Source organism: Lentzea sp. NPDC036955, assembly GCF_055608005.1.
Genome location: NZ_JBVJRC010000001.1, coordinates 433,676 through 447,255 on the forward strand (window position 1 = coordinate 433,676; position 13,580 = coordinate 447,255).

Annotated in this window: 15 protein-coding genes; 2 read left to right on the plus strand and 13 right to left on the minus strand. The window is 73.2% G+C overall.

Annotated features, from left to right (window positions below):
• The 11 genes from ACZ7CF_RS02080 to ACZ7CF_RS02130 all read right to left on the minus strand — a co-directional run bounded on the left by ACZ7CF_RS02080 (position 1) and on the right by ACZ7CF_RS02130 (position 8,702).
• A complete protein-coding gene (locus tag ACZ7CF_RS02080; protein WP_458433334.1) occupies positions 1–438 on the minus strand; it encodes a PH domain-containing protein in 438 nt (145 codons plus the stop codon).
• Positions 435–932 (minus strand): 6,7-dimethyl-8-ribityllumazine synthase, encoded by a 498-nt coding sequence (ribH, locus tag ACZ7CF_RS02085; RefSeq protein WP_360387128.1) that lies wholly within the window; start codon positions 930–932, stop codon positions 435–437. Before ribH ends, ACZ7CF_RS02080 begins: the two co-directional genes overlap by 4 nt.
• Complete coding sequence (locus ACZ7CF_RS02090) at positions 929–2,191, minus strand: bifunctional 3,4-dihydroxy-2-butanone-4-phosphate synthase/GTP cyclohydrolase II (RefSeq protein WP_360387125.1); 1,263 nt, start codon at positions 2,189–2,191, stop codon at positions 929–931. Before ACZ7CF_RS02090 ends, ribH begins: the two co-directional genes overlap by 4 nt.
• Positions 2,188–2,808: a riboflavin synthase gene (locus ACZ7CF_RS02095; protein ID WP_360387122.1), complete on the minus strand. Its 621-nt coding sequence runs from the start codon at positions 2,806–2,808 to the stop codon at positions 2,188–2,190. Before ACZ7CF_RS02095 ends, ACZ7CF_RS02090 begins: the two co-directional genes overlap by 4 nt.
• 8 nt (positions 2,809–2,816) lie before the next feature.
• The gene (gene ribD / locus ACZ7CF_RS02100) at positions 2,817–3,800 is read right to left on the minus strand and encodes a bifunctional diaminohydroxyphosphoribosylaminopyrimidine deaminase/5-amino-6-(5-phosphoribosylamino)uracil reductase RibD (protein ID WP_470368885.1); all 984 of its coding nucleotides are present in this window, start codon (positions 3,798–3,800) and stop codon (positions 2,817–2,819) included.
• A gap of 14 nt (positions 3,801–3,814) precedes the next feature.
• The gene (rpe, locus tag ACZ7CF_RS02105) at positions 3,815–4,465 is read right to left on the minus strand and encodes a ribulose-phosphate 3-epimerase (protein ID WP_360388346.1); all 651 of its coding nucleotides are present in this window, start codon (positions 4,463–4,465) and stop codon (positions 3,815–3,817) included.
• 26 nt (positions 4,466–4,491) lie between these two features.
• Positions 4,492–4,992 carry a flavoprotein gene (locus tag ACZ7CF_RS02110; RefSeq protein ID WP_360387119.1) on the minus strand — a complete coding sequence of 167 codons (501 nt, stop codon included), beginning with the start codon at positions 4,990–4,992 and terminating at the stop codon, positions 4,492–4,494.
• Positions 4,993–5,247: 255 nt separating this feature from the next.
• Positions 5,248–6,684, minus strand: a complete 1,437-nt coding sequence (locus ACZ7CF_RS02115; RefSeq protein ID WP_360387116.1) for an RsmB/NOP family class I SAM-dependent RNA methyltransferase — start codon at positions 6,682–6,684, stop codon at positions 5,248–5,250.
• A gap of 334 nt (positions 6,685–7,018) precedes the next feature.
• Complete coding sequence (fmt, locus tag ACZ7CF_RS02120; RefSeq protein WP_470368594.1) at positions 7,019–7,945, minus strand: methionyl-tRNA formyltransferase; 927 nt, start codon at positions 7,943–7,945, stop codon at positions 7,019–7,021.
• Between the two features lie 2 nt (positions 7,946–7,947).
• Positions 7,948–8,496 carry a peptide deformylase gene (gene def / locus ACZ7CF_RS02125; protein ID WP_360387111.1) on the minus strand — a complete coding sequence of 183 codons (549 nt, stop codon included), beginning with the start codon at positions 8,494–8,496 and terminating at the stop codon, positions 7,948–7,950.
• 47 nt (positions 8,497–8,543) lie between these two features.
• Complete coding sequence (locus tag ACZ7CF_RS02130) at positions 8,544–8,702, minus strand: hypothetical protein (protein WP_360387109.1); 159 nt, start codon at positions 8,700–8,702, stop codon at positions 8,544–8,546.
• A gap of 220 nt (positions 8,703–8,922) precedes the next feature.
• Between ACZ7CF_RS02130 and ACZ7CF_RS02135 the strand changes: the two genes are divergently transcribed.
• Positions 8,923–9,441, plus strand: a complete 519-nt coding sequence (locus ACZ7CF_RS02135; protein WP_470368595.1) for a DinB family protein — start codon at positions 8,923–8,925, stop codon at positions 9,439–9,441.
• A 33-nt stretch (positions 9,442–9,474) separates the two neighbouring features.
• Here the strand turns inward: ACZ7CF_RS02135 and ggt are convergent, their stop codons facing one another.
• Positions 9,475–11,253, minus strand: a complete 1,779-nt coding sequence (ggt, locus tag ACZ7CF_RS02140) for a gamma-glutamyltransferase (protein WP_360387104.1) — start codon at positions 11,251–11,253, stop codon at positions 9,475–9,477.
• Between the two features lie 86 nt (positions 11,254–11,339).
• Between ggt and ACZ7CF_RS02145 the strand changes: the two genes are divergently transcribed.
• Entirely contained in the window at positions 11,340–11,786 is a 447-nt protein-coding gene (locus tag ACZ7CF_RS02145) for a hypothetical protein (RefSeq protein WP_360387101.1), read from the plus strand.
• Positions 11,787–11,820: 34 nt separating this feature from the next.
• Here the strand turns inward: ACZ7CF_RS02145 and ACZ7CF_RS02150 are convergent.
• A partial coding sequence (locus ACZ7CF_RS02150) for a primosomal protein N' (protein ID WP_470368596.1) occupies positions 11,821–13,580 on the minus strand: 1,760 nt, incomplete at its 5' end.

Consider the following 13,580-nt stretch of genomic DNA (forward strand, 5'->3'; position numbering starts at 1 on the left):
CTACCGACCGGCCTTGTGCAGCTCGCGCAACGCGCGCACGGACGTGACGGCGTAGTCGCGGTCCACGGCCTGCACGGCCATGATCGAGATGTACTCGTCCTCCGGCAGCTCCAGCCGGGCCCACGCGGCACCGTCGGGGAAGCTGATCGCCAGCACGTCACCCCACGCGAAGCGGTGCGACGTCACGACGTTGCGGATCTCGATGCCGGTGGCGTCGGCCCTGACCCGCGGCCGGGTCAGCAGCAGCACACCGCCGGCGAGCAGGAAGCCGAGCACGATCATGGCGACCTGGTCGGAGGTCCGGAAGATCACGCCGGTCGGGGTGTTGCCCAGCAGCAGACCGACCACGGTGAACACGACCACCAGGCCGACCGCGCACGCCCACGCGACCTTGCGGATCTTCTTCGGGCGCAGCACCACGTCGGTCGCGGTCATCATTCGAAACCCCGCTCGGTCCAGGGCTGGCGCAGGCCGCGCAGCACCAGCGCGGTGTCGATCGCCGCCACGGTCGCCTCGTACCCCTTGTCCTCCACCGAGTCCGGCAGCCCGGCACGGGCCAGCGCCTGCTCCTCGGTGTCCGTCGTCAGCACGCCGTTGCCCACCGGCGTCGACTCGTCGAGCGCGACGCGGGTGAGCCCGTCGGTCACCGAGTCGCACACGTACTCGAAGTGCGGGGTGCCGCCGCGGATGACCACGCCCAGCGCGACCACCGCGTCGTGGTGGCGGGCCAGCTCCTGCACCACGACGGGGAGCTCGATCGCCCCCGCCACGCGCACGACGGTCGTGTCGGCGCAGCCCGCGTCCTCGGCGGCCCTGAGGGCGCGCTCGACGAGCTGGTCGGTGATCTTCGTGTGCCAGCGCGTCGCCGCGATCGCGACGCTCAGGCCCCTGCCGTCGAGCTTCGTCTGCTCAGGACGGCCCTCGCCGCTCATTCCTGGTCCTCCGTAGCGGAAACAACGGCCTCGTACTGCTCCAGCTGGGTCAGTTCGTGGCCCATCCGGTCGCGCTTGGTGCGCAGGTACCGCAGGTTCTCCGGGTTCGGGGAGATCGGCAGCGGCACCCGGTCGAGCACGCGCAGACCGTATCCGGCCTCCAGCCCGACGCGCTTGGCCGGGTTGTTCGTCAGCAGCCGCATGGACTTGATGCCGAGGTCCACGAGGATCTGCGCGCCCGTGCCGTAGTCGCGGGCGTCGGCGGGCAGGCCCTGCGCGAGGTTCGCGTCCACGGTGTCCGCACCCTGGTCCTGCAGCTGGTAGGCCTGCAGCTTGTGCATCAGGCCGATGCCGCGGCCCTCGTGCCCGCGCATGTACAACACGACACCGCGGCCCTGTGCGGCCACGGCCTCCATCGCCGCGTCGAGCTGCGGGCCGCAGTCGCAGCGCAGCGAGCCGAGCACGTCGCCGGTGAGGCACTCGGAGTGCACGCGCACCAGCACGTCCTCGCCGTCACCGATCTCGCCGTAGACGAGCGCGACGTGCTCGATGCCGTCGAGCAGGCTGTCGTAGCCGAAGGCGGTGAACACGCCGTGCGCGGTCGGGATGCGGGCCTCGGCGGCGCGCACGACCTGGGTCTCGACCCGGCGTCGGTACGCGATCAGGTCCGCGATGGTGATGATCGCCAGGTCGTGGTCGGCGGCGAAGACCTCGAGCTCGTCGCGGCGGGCCATGTCGCCCTCGTCCTTCTGCGACACGATCTCGCAGAGCACGCCCGCGGGAGAGAGCCCGGCCAGGCGTGCCAGGTCGACGGCGGCCTCGGTGTGACCGGGACGGCGCAGCACGCCACCGGCCTTGGCGCGCAACGGGACCACGTGGCCGGGCCGGTTGAAGTCGGTGGCCTTCGAGGTCGGGTCGGCGAGCAACCGGATCGTGCGGGCGCGGTCCGCGGCCGAGATGCCGGTGCTGACGCCCTCACGCGCGTCGACCGTGACCGTGTAGGCGGTGCCGCGCGCGTCCTGGTTCGTGTGGAACATCGGCGGCAGGTCGAGGCGTTCGCAGTCCTCCTCGGTCAGCGGCACGCAGATGTAGCCGGAGGTGTAGCGGACCATGAACGCGAGCAGCTCCGGCGTCGCCTTCTCGGCGGCGAAGATCAGGTCGCCCTCGTTCTCGCGATCCTCGTCGTCCACGACGACCACGGGGCGGCCCGCCTTGACGTCGGCGACCGCCCGTTCGATGTCAGCGAAGTCGGTGTTCACTGGGTCTCCTCGCCCGCGATGGCCCGCAGGTGCGGGACGGCCAGTCGTTCAACGTACTTCGCCAGCACGTCGACCTCCAGGTTCACGGTGGAACCCGGCGACCGGTGCCCGAGCGTGGTCAGCTCCAGCGTGGTGGGGATGAGGCTCACCGTGAACTCGTCCTCGGCGACCGTGACGACGGTCAGCGACACGCCGTCGACCGTGATCGAGCCCTTCTCCACGACGTAGCGGGCGAGCTGGGGCGGCAGTCCGATGTGGACGATCTCCCAGTGCTCCGCCTTCTCCCGCGCGAGGATCGTGCCCGTGCCGTCGACGTGGCCCTGCACGATGTGGCCACCGAGGCGCTGGCCGACGGCGGCCGCGCGCTCCAGGTTGACCCGGTCGCCCTCTGCAACCTTCGCGAGGCTGCTGCGCACGAGGGTCTCGCGCATCACGTCGGCGGTGAACGTGCCGTTCTCCACCTCCACGACGGTGAGGCACACGCCGTTCACCGCGATGGAGTCGCCGTGCTTCGCGTCGCTCGTGACGATCGGCCCGGAGACGCGGATCCGCGCCGCGTCTGGCAGGTCCTGAACCGCGACCACGTGGCCGAGTTCCTCGACGATCCCGGTGAACACCGCTCCTCCTAAGTCTGCGGAACCGCGCTGATCCGCAAGTCTGGTCCGCTCATGGTGACGTCTTCCACGGTCAGGCGGACAGCGTCCGTGATGGTCGACACGCCCGCGTCCACCACGGCCGCGGGCCCGCTGCCCAGCAGCGCGGGTGCGACGTAGGCGAGCACGCGGTCGACCCGCCCGGCGCGCAGGAACGCCCCCGCCACCGTCGGACCGCCCTCCAGCAGCACGTCCACCACACCCCTCGCCGCCAGTACGCCCAGCACCTCGTCCGGGTCGTGCGTGCGCAGGTGCAGCGCGGTGTGCCGGAGCGCGGCACCGGCCGGCAGGTCGCTCATGCCCACGACCACCGGCAACGGCTGGTGGGGCAACAACATTCCGTCGGCGTCGCGAGCGGTCAGCGCGGGGTCGTCCGTGCGGACCGTGGTGGTGCCGACGACGATCGCGTCGAGCTTCGCGCGCAGGTCGTGGACCTCCTTGCGGGAGGTCTCGGAGCTGATCCAGCGGCTGGTGCCGTCCTGGGCGGCGATCCGGCCGTCCAGTGATGCCGCGTACTTCCACGTGACGTGCGGACGGCCCGTGCGCGCGTAGTGCAGCCACGCGCGCAGCGGGCCCTTGCTGACCTCGTCGGCGAGAAGGCCGCTCTCGACCGTGACGCCGGCCTCGCGCAGCCGTTCCGCACCGCCCGCGGCCCTCGGGTTCGGGTCGGTGACGGCGTGGACGACGTGCTTGATGCCCGCCTCCAGCAGCGCTTCCGTGCACGGACCGGTGCGGCCGTGGTGTGCGCACGGTTCGAGTGTGACGACTGCGGTGCCACCGCGCGCCCTGGTTCCCGCGTCCTTGAGCGCCATCACCTCGGCGTGCGGTCCCCCGGCGGGTTGCGTGCCGCCGAACCCGACCGCCTTGCCGTGCTCGTCGAGCACGACGCAACCCACGGGCGGGTTGGGGCTGGTGGTGCCCCGCACCCGCTCGCTCTCCGCGACGGCGAGCGCCATCGCGTCCTCCGGCGTCACCGGACGCCGGCTGCCTGGGCGCGCAGTGCCTCGACGGCCTTGCCGGGGTCGGCGGCGTCGTACACGGCGGAACCCGCGACGAAGCAGTCCACACCGGCCTGCGCGGCCTGCTCGATGGTGTCGGCGTTGATGCCGCCGTCGATCTCCACGACCAGCTTCAGGTGGCCGGTGTCGACGAGCCGGCGCGCGGTCCTGACCTTGTCGAGGACCTCCGCCATGAACTTCTGGCCGCCGAAGCCGGGCTCGACCGACATGACCAGCAGCGTGTCGTAGTGCTTGAGCACCTCGACGTAGGACTCCAGCGGGGTGCCCGGCTTGATGCTCAGACCGGCCTTGGCGCCGGCGGCCCTGAGGTTCTTGGCGAGCGCGACCGGGTCGGCGGCGGCCTCGGCGTGGACGGTCACGTTGTGGGCGCCCGCCTCGGCGTACCCGATGGCCCAGCGGTCCGGGTCCTCGATCATCAGGTGGCAGTCGACCGGGATGTCGGTGACCTTCAGCAGCGACTTGACCACGGGCAGGCCCAGGGTCAGGTTCGGCACGAAGTGGTTGTCCATGACGTCGACGTGGATCCAGTCCGACGTGGGCACCGCGGCGAGCTCGTCGGCGAGCCGGGCGAAGTCGGCGGACAGGATGCTGGGGGCGATCATCGGCGTGTGGACCACGAGGGTGGAGTCTAGGTGTCCAGCAGGTCGAGCAACCTGCCGGGCGGCTCGTCTGAGACGACCACGACACCCGCTCGCGTGAGGGTGGTGACGTGCGTCTCCCACATCGGGTGACGGCGCTTGTCGGCGTTGGCCTGCGGCATGACGACGACCTTGCAGCCCTCGACGCCCATGGCCTCGTTCACCGCGGTCAGCGCCTGGTTGTCGCCGATGCCGAGGGCCAGCTTCGCCACCGAGTTCGCGCTGGCGGGGGCGAACACGAACGCGTCGGGCGTGGGGTAGGGCTTGGGCTGGCCGGGCAGCCGCGGGTGCCACCTGACCTCCAGGTCGGTGAGCTCCTGGAGCTTGCCGAGCTCCCCCGCCTCCTCGAACCACGGGACCACCGCCGGGGTGAACGTGATGGCGAGCCGCCAGCCCCGTGCGACCGCCGGTTCGGCGAGCCCGGTGCGGAACCAGGACTCCACACCACCGCAGGCGGAGGCGACCAGACCGAGCAACCCGCGTGTCGTCACGACCGCGATGGTAGGCGAGGCCCGGTCTGCCGGCGGCGGGCCAGCCGGGCCTGTCCCCTCGCCGCTGCAGGTGCGGGCGCCGGGTGTGCGCGGTGGGCAACCGGTTCGGCTCGCCGGCGCGGTTGCACGTGCTGAGGGCCTGCGGCCTGCCGGGGGCTTTCACTCGAACCGGTGAACCTCTGCTCGGTGCGCCCTCATGCCGGTCGACGGGGTCCGGAACTGTCGGACCCCGTCGCTAACGTCGTTCCCGAGCGCTCAGACAGGACGTCGCAGCACCGCGCAGAACATCGCGTCCGTTCCGTGCAGGTGCGGCCAGAGCTGGACGTGCGGCCCGTCCCCGAGATCCGGCATCTCGGGGAAGAGCGTCCGGGTGTCGAGCTGTTCCGCTCCGGTCCGCCGGGCGACGTCCGCCACCACCCCCACGGTCTCCGAGAGATGAGGTGAGCACACGACATAAGCCACGACTCCGCCAGGACGCACCAGCCGCAACGCCTCGGTGAGGAGCTCGCGCTGCAGTTTCGTGAGCTGGCCGACGTCGGCGGGCTGGCGCCGCCACCGCGCCTCCGGGCGCCGGCGCAGGGCACCGAGACCGGTGCAGGGCGCGTCGACGAGCACGCGGTCGAACGCCCCTTCGACGAAGTCGGTCTCGCGGCCGTCGGCCACCTCCACGGTGATCGGCAGGCCTGAGGTGATCTTGCGCACCAGCTCCGCGCGGTGGGGTGCCTTCTCGACGGCGATGAGCTCACCGCCTTCCAGGCCGACCAGTGCCGCGAGCAGCGCTGCCTTCCCTCCCGGGCCGGCACACAGGTCGAGCCACCGGTCGTCGGTGCCTTCCAGCGGCGCACGCGTCAGGGCCAGTGCGCAGAGCTGGCTGCCCTCGTCCTGCACGTTCGCCAGACGCTCGCGAACGGGTTCGAGGTCAGCCGGGTCTCCGGCCCCCGGCTCCAGGTGCACGCCGTAGGGCGAGTAGGGCGCCACGTCGCCGCCGGTGATGGCGGCGAGCTCGTCGGCGCTCACCTCGCCGGGGCGTGCCACCAGGTGCACGGCGGGCCGGGCGTCATCGGCCTCCAGCGCGCGCCGCAGGGAGTCGTCGCGGCTGCCCAGCGCCTCGGCGAAGGCCTGCGCGATCCACCGCGGGTGGGCGTGCGTGAACGCCAGGTTGCCGATCGGGTCGGTGTCCGGGTCGGGTGCGAGCTCGTCGACCCACGCCTGTTCGTCCTGCTCGGCAATCCGGCGCAGCACGGCGTTGACGAAGCCCGCGATGCCGGAGCCCAGCTCGGCGCGGACGAGGTCGACGGTGGACGCCACGGCCGCGTGCGACGGGATGCGCGTGCGCAGCAGCTGGTACGCGCCCAGCCGCAACGCGTCGAGCGCCGACCCGTCCACTTCGGACAGCGGCCGATCTGAGCACGCCTCGATGACGGCGTCGAGCAACCCGCGCGCCCGCGAGGCGCCGTAGGTGAGCTCGGTGGCCAGCGCCGCGTCGCGCCCGGTGATCCGCCGCTCCCGCAGGAGCTGCGGCAGCACCAGGTTCGCGTACGCGTCCCGCTGCCGCACCGCGCGCAACGTCTCCAGCGCCGCCAGCCGCGCCGGGTCCTCCACCGGCGGCCGCGCCGGTCCGGTGCGCCGCCGCGGCGGGTGCGGCCTGCGCGGCCCCGACGGCTTGGACGCTCCTCGCGAGTAGCCGGTCATGCGCTGCGCTCCATCAGTCCGGGCCTCATCACTTCGACTTCCCCTGCTCCGGCACGACCACCGCGCCGGCTTTCCGTGCCGACCCACAACCGACCGGACACACCACCAAACCCAAACCCCGCGGCACTTCCGGGTGCCAACGGGCCCACCCCACCACGACCATCCGCCCCGCGCTCGCTCGCAACGCCGACACGCCGCAGCCCCACGACGGCCGACGACCGCACCCCGGCCGCCTCGACCCGCGCGGCAGAACCACCCGCGGCCTCCGCAGTCCGGTGTCCCGCACCGCACCCGTTCACCACACCGTGTCCGCTCACCACACCGCGCCGCGCGCTCATGCGATGCGCTCCCCGGCCTCGATGCGCACGCCGCGGGCCCAGTCGGTCGCCGCCATGCGCTTCTTGCCCTGCGCCTGCACCTCGCCCAGTGCCACGGCGGTGGTCGCGGTGCCAACGAGCACCCGCTTGCGTTCGACGACGATCTCGCCGGCGGGCAGCGTGACGTCGTCCACGGGCGTGACGGGTCCGAGCTTGAGCCGCTCGCCGCGGAACTCCGCCCACGGGCCGGGTTCGGGTGTGACCGCGCGGGCGAGCCGGTCCAGGGCTGCCGCAGGGGTGGTGAAGTCGAGGCGCGCGTCCTCGACGGTGATCTTCGGGGCGTACGTCACGCCGTCGGCGGGCTGCTCGACGGCGCGCAGGGTGCCGTCCTCGATGCCGTCCACTGTGGACAGCAGCAGGTGGGCGCCGGAGACGGAGAGCCGGCCCAGCAGGTCGCCGGAGGTGTCGCGGGGCTTGACCTTCTCGGTCACCACGCCGAAGACGGGGCCCGCGTCGAGCTCCTTGACGATGCGGAAGGTGGTGGCGCCGGTGATGTCGTCGCCGTTGCGCACGGCGGCCTGCACCGGGGCGGCACCGCGCCAGGCGGGCAGCACGGAGAAGTGGAGGTTGACCCAGCCGAGGCGCGGGACGTCGAGGGTGCGCTGCGGCAGCAGGGCGCCGTAGGCCACGACCGGGCAGAGGTCGGGTTCCAGCGCGCGCAGGCGGTCGAGGAAGTCGGGGTCGCCCGCCTTGGCCGGCGTCAGGACCTCGATGCCGTGCTCGTCGGCGAGGGTGGCGACCGGGGAGCGTTCCAGCCGTCGGCCGCGGCCGACGGGGGCGTCCGGGCGGGTGACGACGGCGACGACGTCGTGGCGGGAGGAGTCGATGAAGGCGCGCAGCGAGGGAAGTGCCACCTCGGGCGTGCCTGCGAACACGAGGCGCATGGTCAGTTGGCCTTGCCGAAGAAGGGGTGCGGGCTCTGCTTCAGGGTGGGGACCGCGCCGTCGAACCACTCGGCCTGGCGGATCTCCCGCATCGCCTGCTTGCGGGTCTCGGCGTCGAGGCGGTCGAGGAACAGCACGCCGTCGAGGTGGTCGGTCTCGTGCTGGATGCAGCGGGCCAGGGTCTCGGTGCCCTCGACCTCGACCGGCTCACCGTGCATGTTCCAGCCCTTGGCCACGACGTGCAGGTGCCGGGTGCAGTTCCACGACATGCCGGGGATGGACAGGCAGCCCTCGTTGCCCTCCTGCAGCTCCTCGCCGACCACTTCCCAGGTGGGGTTGACGAGGTGGCCCGCGAAGCCGTCGCAGTGGTAGGTGAACACGCGCAGTCCCACACCGAGCTGCGGCGCGGCGAGCCCTGCTCCGCCCGCGTTCTGCATCGAGTCCCACAGGTCCTTGACCAGGGTGCGCAGTTCCTTGTCGAAGTCGGTGACCTCGACGGCGGGGGTGCGCAGCACGGGGTCGCCGAACAGACGGATGGGTTGGACGGTCACGCGGTGCTCCTCGTGGTGGACTGGCGGTCAGTCTACGAGGAACGCGGTCAGTGCTCGGCGGCGCTGCCGAGGAAGATCACGCCCACCAGCGCCACCAGGAGGTGGCCGGTGAACCGCAGCGCCGTCAGCACAGGACGGATCAGCGCCCTGAGGTCGAGGTGGGCCGCGATGGCGGTCGGGCGGTGGTGCACGGTGGTCGTCGTCATGGTGTCCACTGTGCCGTTCGCCCAGGTCAGCGGACATCGGCTGGCGGTATCGAGCCTTCCTCAGCCTGCGGTAGGAAGATCGGCGGCGACACTCGGCCGGGAGGTGGACACCTCCAGGTCATGAGGCTGATGCACCAGCGCTGCGAGGGGACGGCCGCGGTGGTCCGGGACGCGGACACCTCGGTTCTCCACCCGGACCCGCTCAGGTGATCATGGCTCCATGACCTGGACGGCACCCGAAGTCGAGATCCCGGCCGAACCCGTGCTCGGCCCCGAGCGAGCGGTGCTGGAGGCGGTCCTGGACCGCCACCGGGCGACGTTCCTGGCCAAGTGCGCGGGCCTCACCGGGGCCGAGCTGGCCACGGCGTCGGCGCCGCCCTCGACGCTCACCCTGCTGGGGCTCATCCGGCACCTGACCGACGTCGAACGCGTCTGGTGCCGGGTCAGGGCCGACGGCCAGGACCTGGGCCCCCGCTACGCCTCGCAGGCCAACCCGGACGCCGCGTTCGACGACCTCGACCCGGAGCGCGCCGAGGCCGAGCACGCCGCGCTCGTCGAGGAGGTGGGGCTGGCCCGCCGGGCGGTCGCCGGCAAGGACCTCGACCACGTCTTCGTCCACGAGCGCCGGGGCGAGATGTCACTGCGCTGGCTGTACCTGCACCTCGTCGAGGAGTACGCGCAGCACAACGGCCACGCCGACCTGCTGCGCGAACGCATCGACGGCAGCACCTCGGAGTAGGTCCCGGGGTGCTGCCGTCGCGGGTGGAGCCGGTCAGCCGACCTTGACCACCCGAGCGGCACCACCGCCGCGGCGGGTCGGTTCGGCGACCGCGCGCCAGCGGCCGTCGGCGGCCCGTTCGACCGCCGTGGCCGCGCCGATCTCGGCGTTCTGGCTGAACCGGTGCCCGATGGCCTGCAGCCCCTGGGCGGGTGCGGCCGCGATGAACGCGGCCTCGGCGGGCGTCACGGCCGCGTTGCGCTGCGAGGCGCGCGGGGCGGCGACGGCGTCGAGCAGGGACAGCTTGCGGTCCAGCCGCGCGGTCAGGACCTGCGTGACCGTGGTGATGATCGTCGAACCACCGGGCGAGCCGACGGCGAGCACGACGCGGCCGTGGTCGAGCACGATGGTCGGCGCCATCGACGACCGCGGGCGCTTGCCGGGGCCGGGCAGGTTCGGGTGCGGCACGCCGGGGGTCGGCGCGACGAACTCGAAGTCGGTGAGCTCGTTGTTCAGCAGGAACCCGCGGCCGGGCACGACGATGCCGCTGCCGCCCTCCGCCTCGATGGTGAGGGTGTAGGCGACGACGTTGCCCCAGCGGTCGGCGACGGTGAGGTGCGTGGTGCGCTCGGCGTCGTCGCGCAGGTCCGCGAGGCCCGCGGTGGCCTCGCACGGGGCGGGGTTGCGCGGGTCGGCGGCGGGCTGCGGTGCGGGCAGCACGGCGTCGGGCTTGATCAGGCACGCGCGCGAGTCGGCGAACCGCTGCGAGAGCAGGCCCTCGGTCGGCACGCGGGAGAACTTCGGGTCGCCGACCCAGCGCAGCCGGTCGGCGAACGCGAGCTTGGTCGACTCGATGAACCGGTGCAGGTACTCGACGTCCGAGGCCTTCGCGAGGTCCGTGGACTCCAGGATGTTCAGCGCCTCACCGACGGTCGTGCCACCGGACGACGGCGCGGCCATGCCGTAGACGTCGAGGCCGCGGTAGCGCGTGTGCGTGGGGTCGCGGCGTTCGACCTGGTAGCGGGTCAGGTCGGAGAGCTCCATGGCGCCGGCGCGGACGGTGCGGGTCGAGCCGGGCACGACCGGCGGCTGGCGCACGGCCTTGACCAGGTCACGGCCGACCGCGCCGCCGTAGAGGGAGGCGAGCTCGGTGCGGGCGAGCTCCCGGTAGGTGTCGGCGAGCTGCGGGTTGCGGAACGTCGACCCGACCGCCGGCGGCTGACCGCCGGGCAGGTAGAGGTCGCGCGTGGAGGTGAAGTCGGCGAACCGCGCCGCGTTGGAGGTGATCTGCTGGTTGAAGGTGCGGTCGACGACGAACCCGCGCCGGGCCAGCGCCTCCGCGGGCGCCATGGCCTCGCGCAGGTTCAGCGTGCCCCACCGGCGCAGCGCCTGCTGCCAGGTCTTGGGCGTCCCCGGCACGCCGACGGACAGGCCGCTGGTCATGGCCTCGGCGAACGGCAGCGGTGCGCCGTTCTCGACGAAGAGCTGGTCGGTGGCGGCACGCGGCGCGGTCTCACGTCCGTCCAAGGTGGACACCCGGCCGGTGCGCGCGTCGTAGTGGACGAAGAAACCACCGCCGCCGATGCCCGCGGAGAACGGGTCGGTCACACCGAGCGCGGCCGCGGTGGCGACGGCGGCGTCCACGGCGTTGCCGCCGCGGCGCAGCACGTCGACGCCGATCTGGGAGGCGTCCGGGTCGACGCTGGACACCGCGCCACCCCACCCCACCTGTTCTGGCACCCGCGGGGCGGGGTCCGCCGGGCCCGCGGCGAGTGCCGGTGCGGGCGCGACCAGCACGACGGAGAGCGATAGTGCGGCAACCGTTCGCAACATGCGCACTCTTCTACTCCGTTCCGGCCGGATGGCAACACCTTTTGAGAAAGGCCTAGGGTGCGGTGGTGTCGATCGACCTTGACCGCTTGCGAACCGATTTCACGACCGCCGACCTGGACGAGGCCGACCGCGAGGAGGCGCTGCGCCTCCTGCTGCGCGACCACCGGCCCCAGGACGCCGACCTGCTGCGCCACCTGCTCGTCCAGGAGACCGCCGCGCACCGCGAGGGCTGGGGCGTGAGCGAGGCCATGGGCCTGGCCGCGCTGCTGCTCGCCGAGTGCGGCCGCGAGGAGGACGTCTGGGCGCTGTGGGAGGCCAAGAACGCCTCCTTCGACACCATGGCGGGCCTGGACGGGTTCCTGCTGTTCCCGGCGGGCATCGCGGGCACGACCGCGCACGTGATCGCGTCCGAGGAGCACCCGGAGCGGCACGACCTGATGGCGTACATGTCCGAGTACCTGCAGTACGAGAAGCTGACCGACGAGGACGTCCGCGAGCACCTCGCCGGCCTGCGCTCCTACCACGAGGGCTGACCGCCGCGGTCCGCCGCGGTCCGCGGCAGACCGGTCAGAGCACCTCGATCGGGTCGAGCTTGATCCGCACCAGCTCCTGCTCCTTGCGGGCCGTCCGCACCGCCTGCGCCTTCGCGAGCACCGAGGCCAGCTCCCGCCCCTCGGCACGCGCGACCCGCACGAGCGCGCGTTCCTTCGTCTCGTCGTCGCCCAGCGGCACCGGTCCGAGCACCTCGCCGCTGGGCGGCAGCCTGAGCTCGTCCAGCAGCGCGTTCACCGCGTCCGGTGTGCCGTCGACCGTCGCCATCCGCACCGCCGGCGGGAAGCCCAGCTCGGCACGGGCGGCCAGCTCGGTCGACGCGTGCCACACCGGGTCCCACCGCACCAGCGCCTGCACCGGCGTCAACGCCGAGTCCGCGATCACCACCACCCGGCCGTTGCCCGGCCGCACCAGTCCCGCGGCCGTCATCCAGCGCCGCAGCGCCTCCTCCGACGCCCGCAGGTCGGCCCGGCCCAGCAACGCCCACCCGTCGAGCAGCAGCACCGCCCCGTAGCCGCCCTCGGCCACCGGCTCGGCCCCCGGCGTGGACACCACCAGCGACGGCCGTGACGGCACCGTGGCGAGCACCTCGTCCGCACCGCTCGTGCGCACCGGGTACCCCGGGAACGCCCGCCCGAGCTCCTCCGCCGTGCGCCTGGCCCCGATCACCTGTCCGCGCAACCGGCGGGACCCGCACGTCGGGCACCGGAACCCGGCCTCCGTCGCCGCGCACCACCGGCAGTAGGCGGGCCTGGGCTGCCCGTCGTGCGTGCCCCCCGGCAACGCCAGCGGCCCCGCGCACTTGCGGCACCGCGCCGGCCCCCGGCACTGCCCGCACGCCAGCGCCGGCACGTACCCCCGGCGCGGCACCTGGATGAGCACCGGCGAGTCGGCCAGCGCGAACCGGGCCGCCTCGAACGCGATGGACGGCAACCGCGCCGTGCGCGCCGCCGGGTCCTTCACGTCCTGCCAGTCGTTGTCGCCGACCGACACCACCCGCGGCGCGATGGCCCGCAACGTCTCCCGCGACGCCACGATCTCGTGCGCCCACCCGGTCTCCACCAGCAGCTGCGCCTCGGCCGTGCGGGCGAACCCGCCGATCAGCAACGCCGCACCGGTCATGTGCGCGCGCTGCACCAGCACGTCCCGCACGTTCGGGTACGGCGCGCGCGGCTCGGTGTGCAGGTCGTCCCCGTCGTCCCACACCACCAGCAACCCGGGGTCGGCCACCGGCGCGAACGCCGTGGCCCGCGTGCCCACCACGACCCGCGCGACCCCCCGCCGCACCGCCAGCCACCGCTTGTACCGCTCCGACGGCCCCAGGTCCGCCGACAGCGTCACCACGCCCTCGATCAGCGCGCTGCACGCCTCGAACACCCGCGCCACGTCCCGGTGGTCCGGCACCACGATCACCACGCCGCGCCCGGTCGACGCCACCGACGCCGCCGCCTCGGCCAGCCGGGCCGGCCAGTCCTCCGACGGCAGCGCCTGCCACACCGCGTGCGCCGGCAGCCCGCTGCGCAACGCTTCCAGGTACTTCGGCCCGCGCGGGTAGCGCGCCCACGCGTCGGCGGGCACCGGCGGCAGCGCGGACCGGACGGGCGCCGGGCGGGGGTGGTCGACTGGCTCGGCGTCGGGCTCGGTGGGCTGGGCGCCGGTGGGTTGGGCGCCGGTGGATTGGGCGCCGGTGGATTGGGCGCCGGTGGATTGGGCGCCGGTGGATTGGGCGCCGGTGGATTGGGCGCCGGTGGATTGGGCGCCGGTGGATTGGGCGG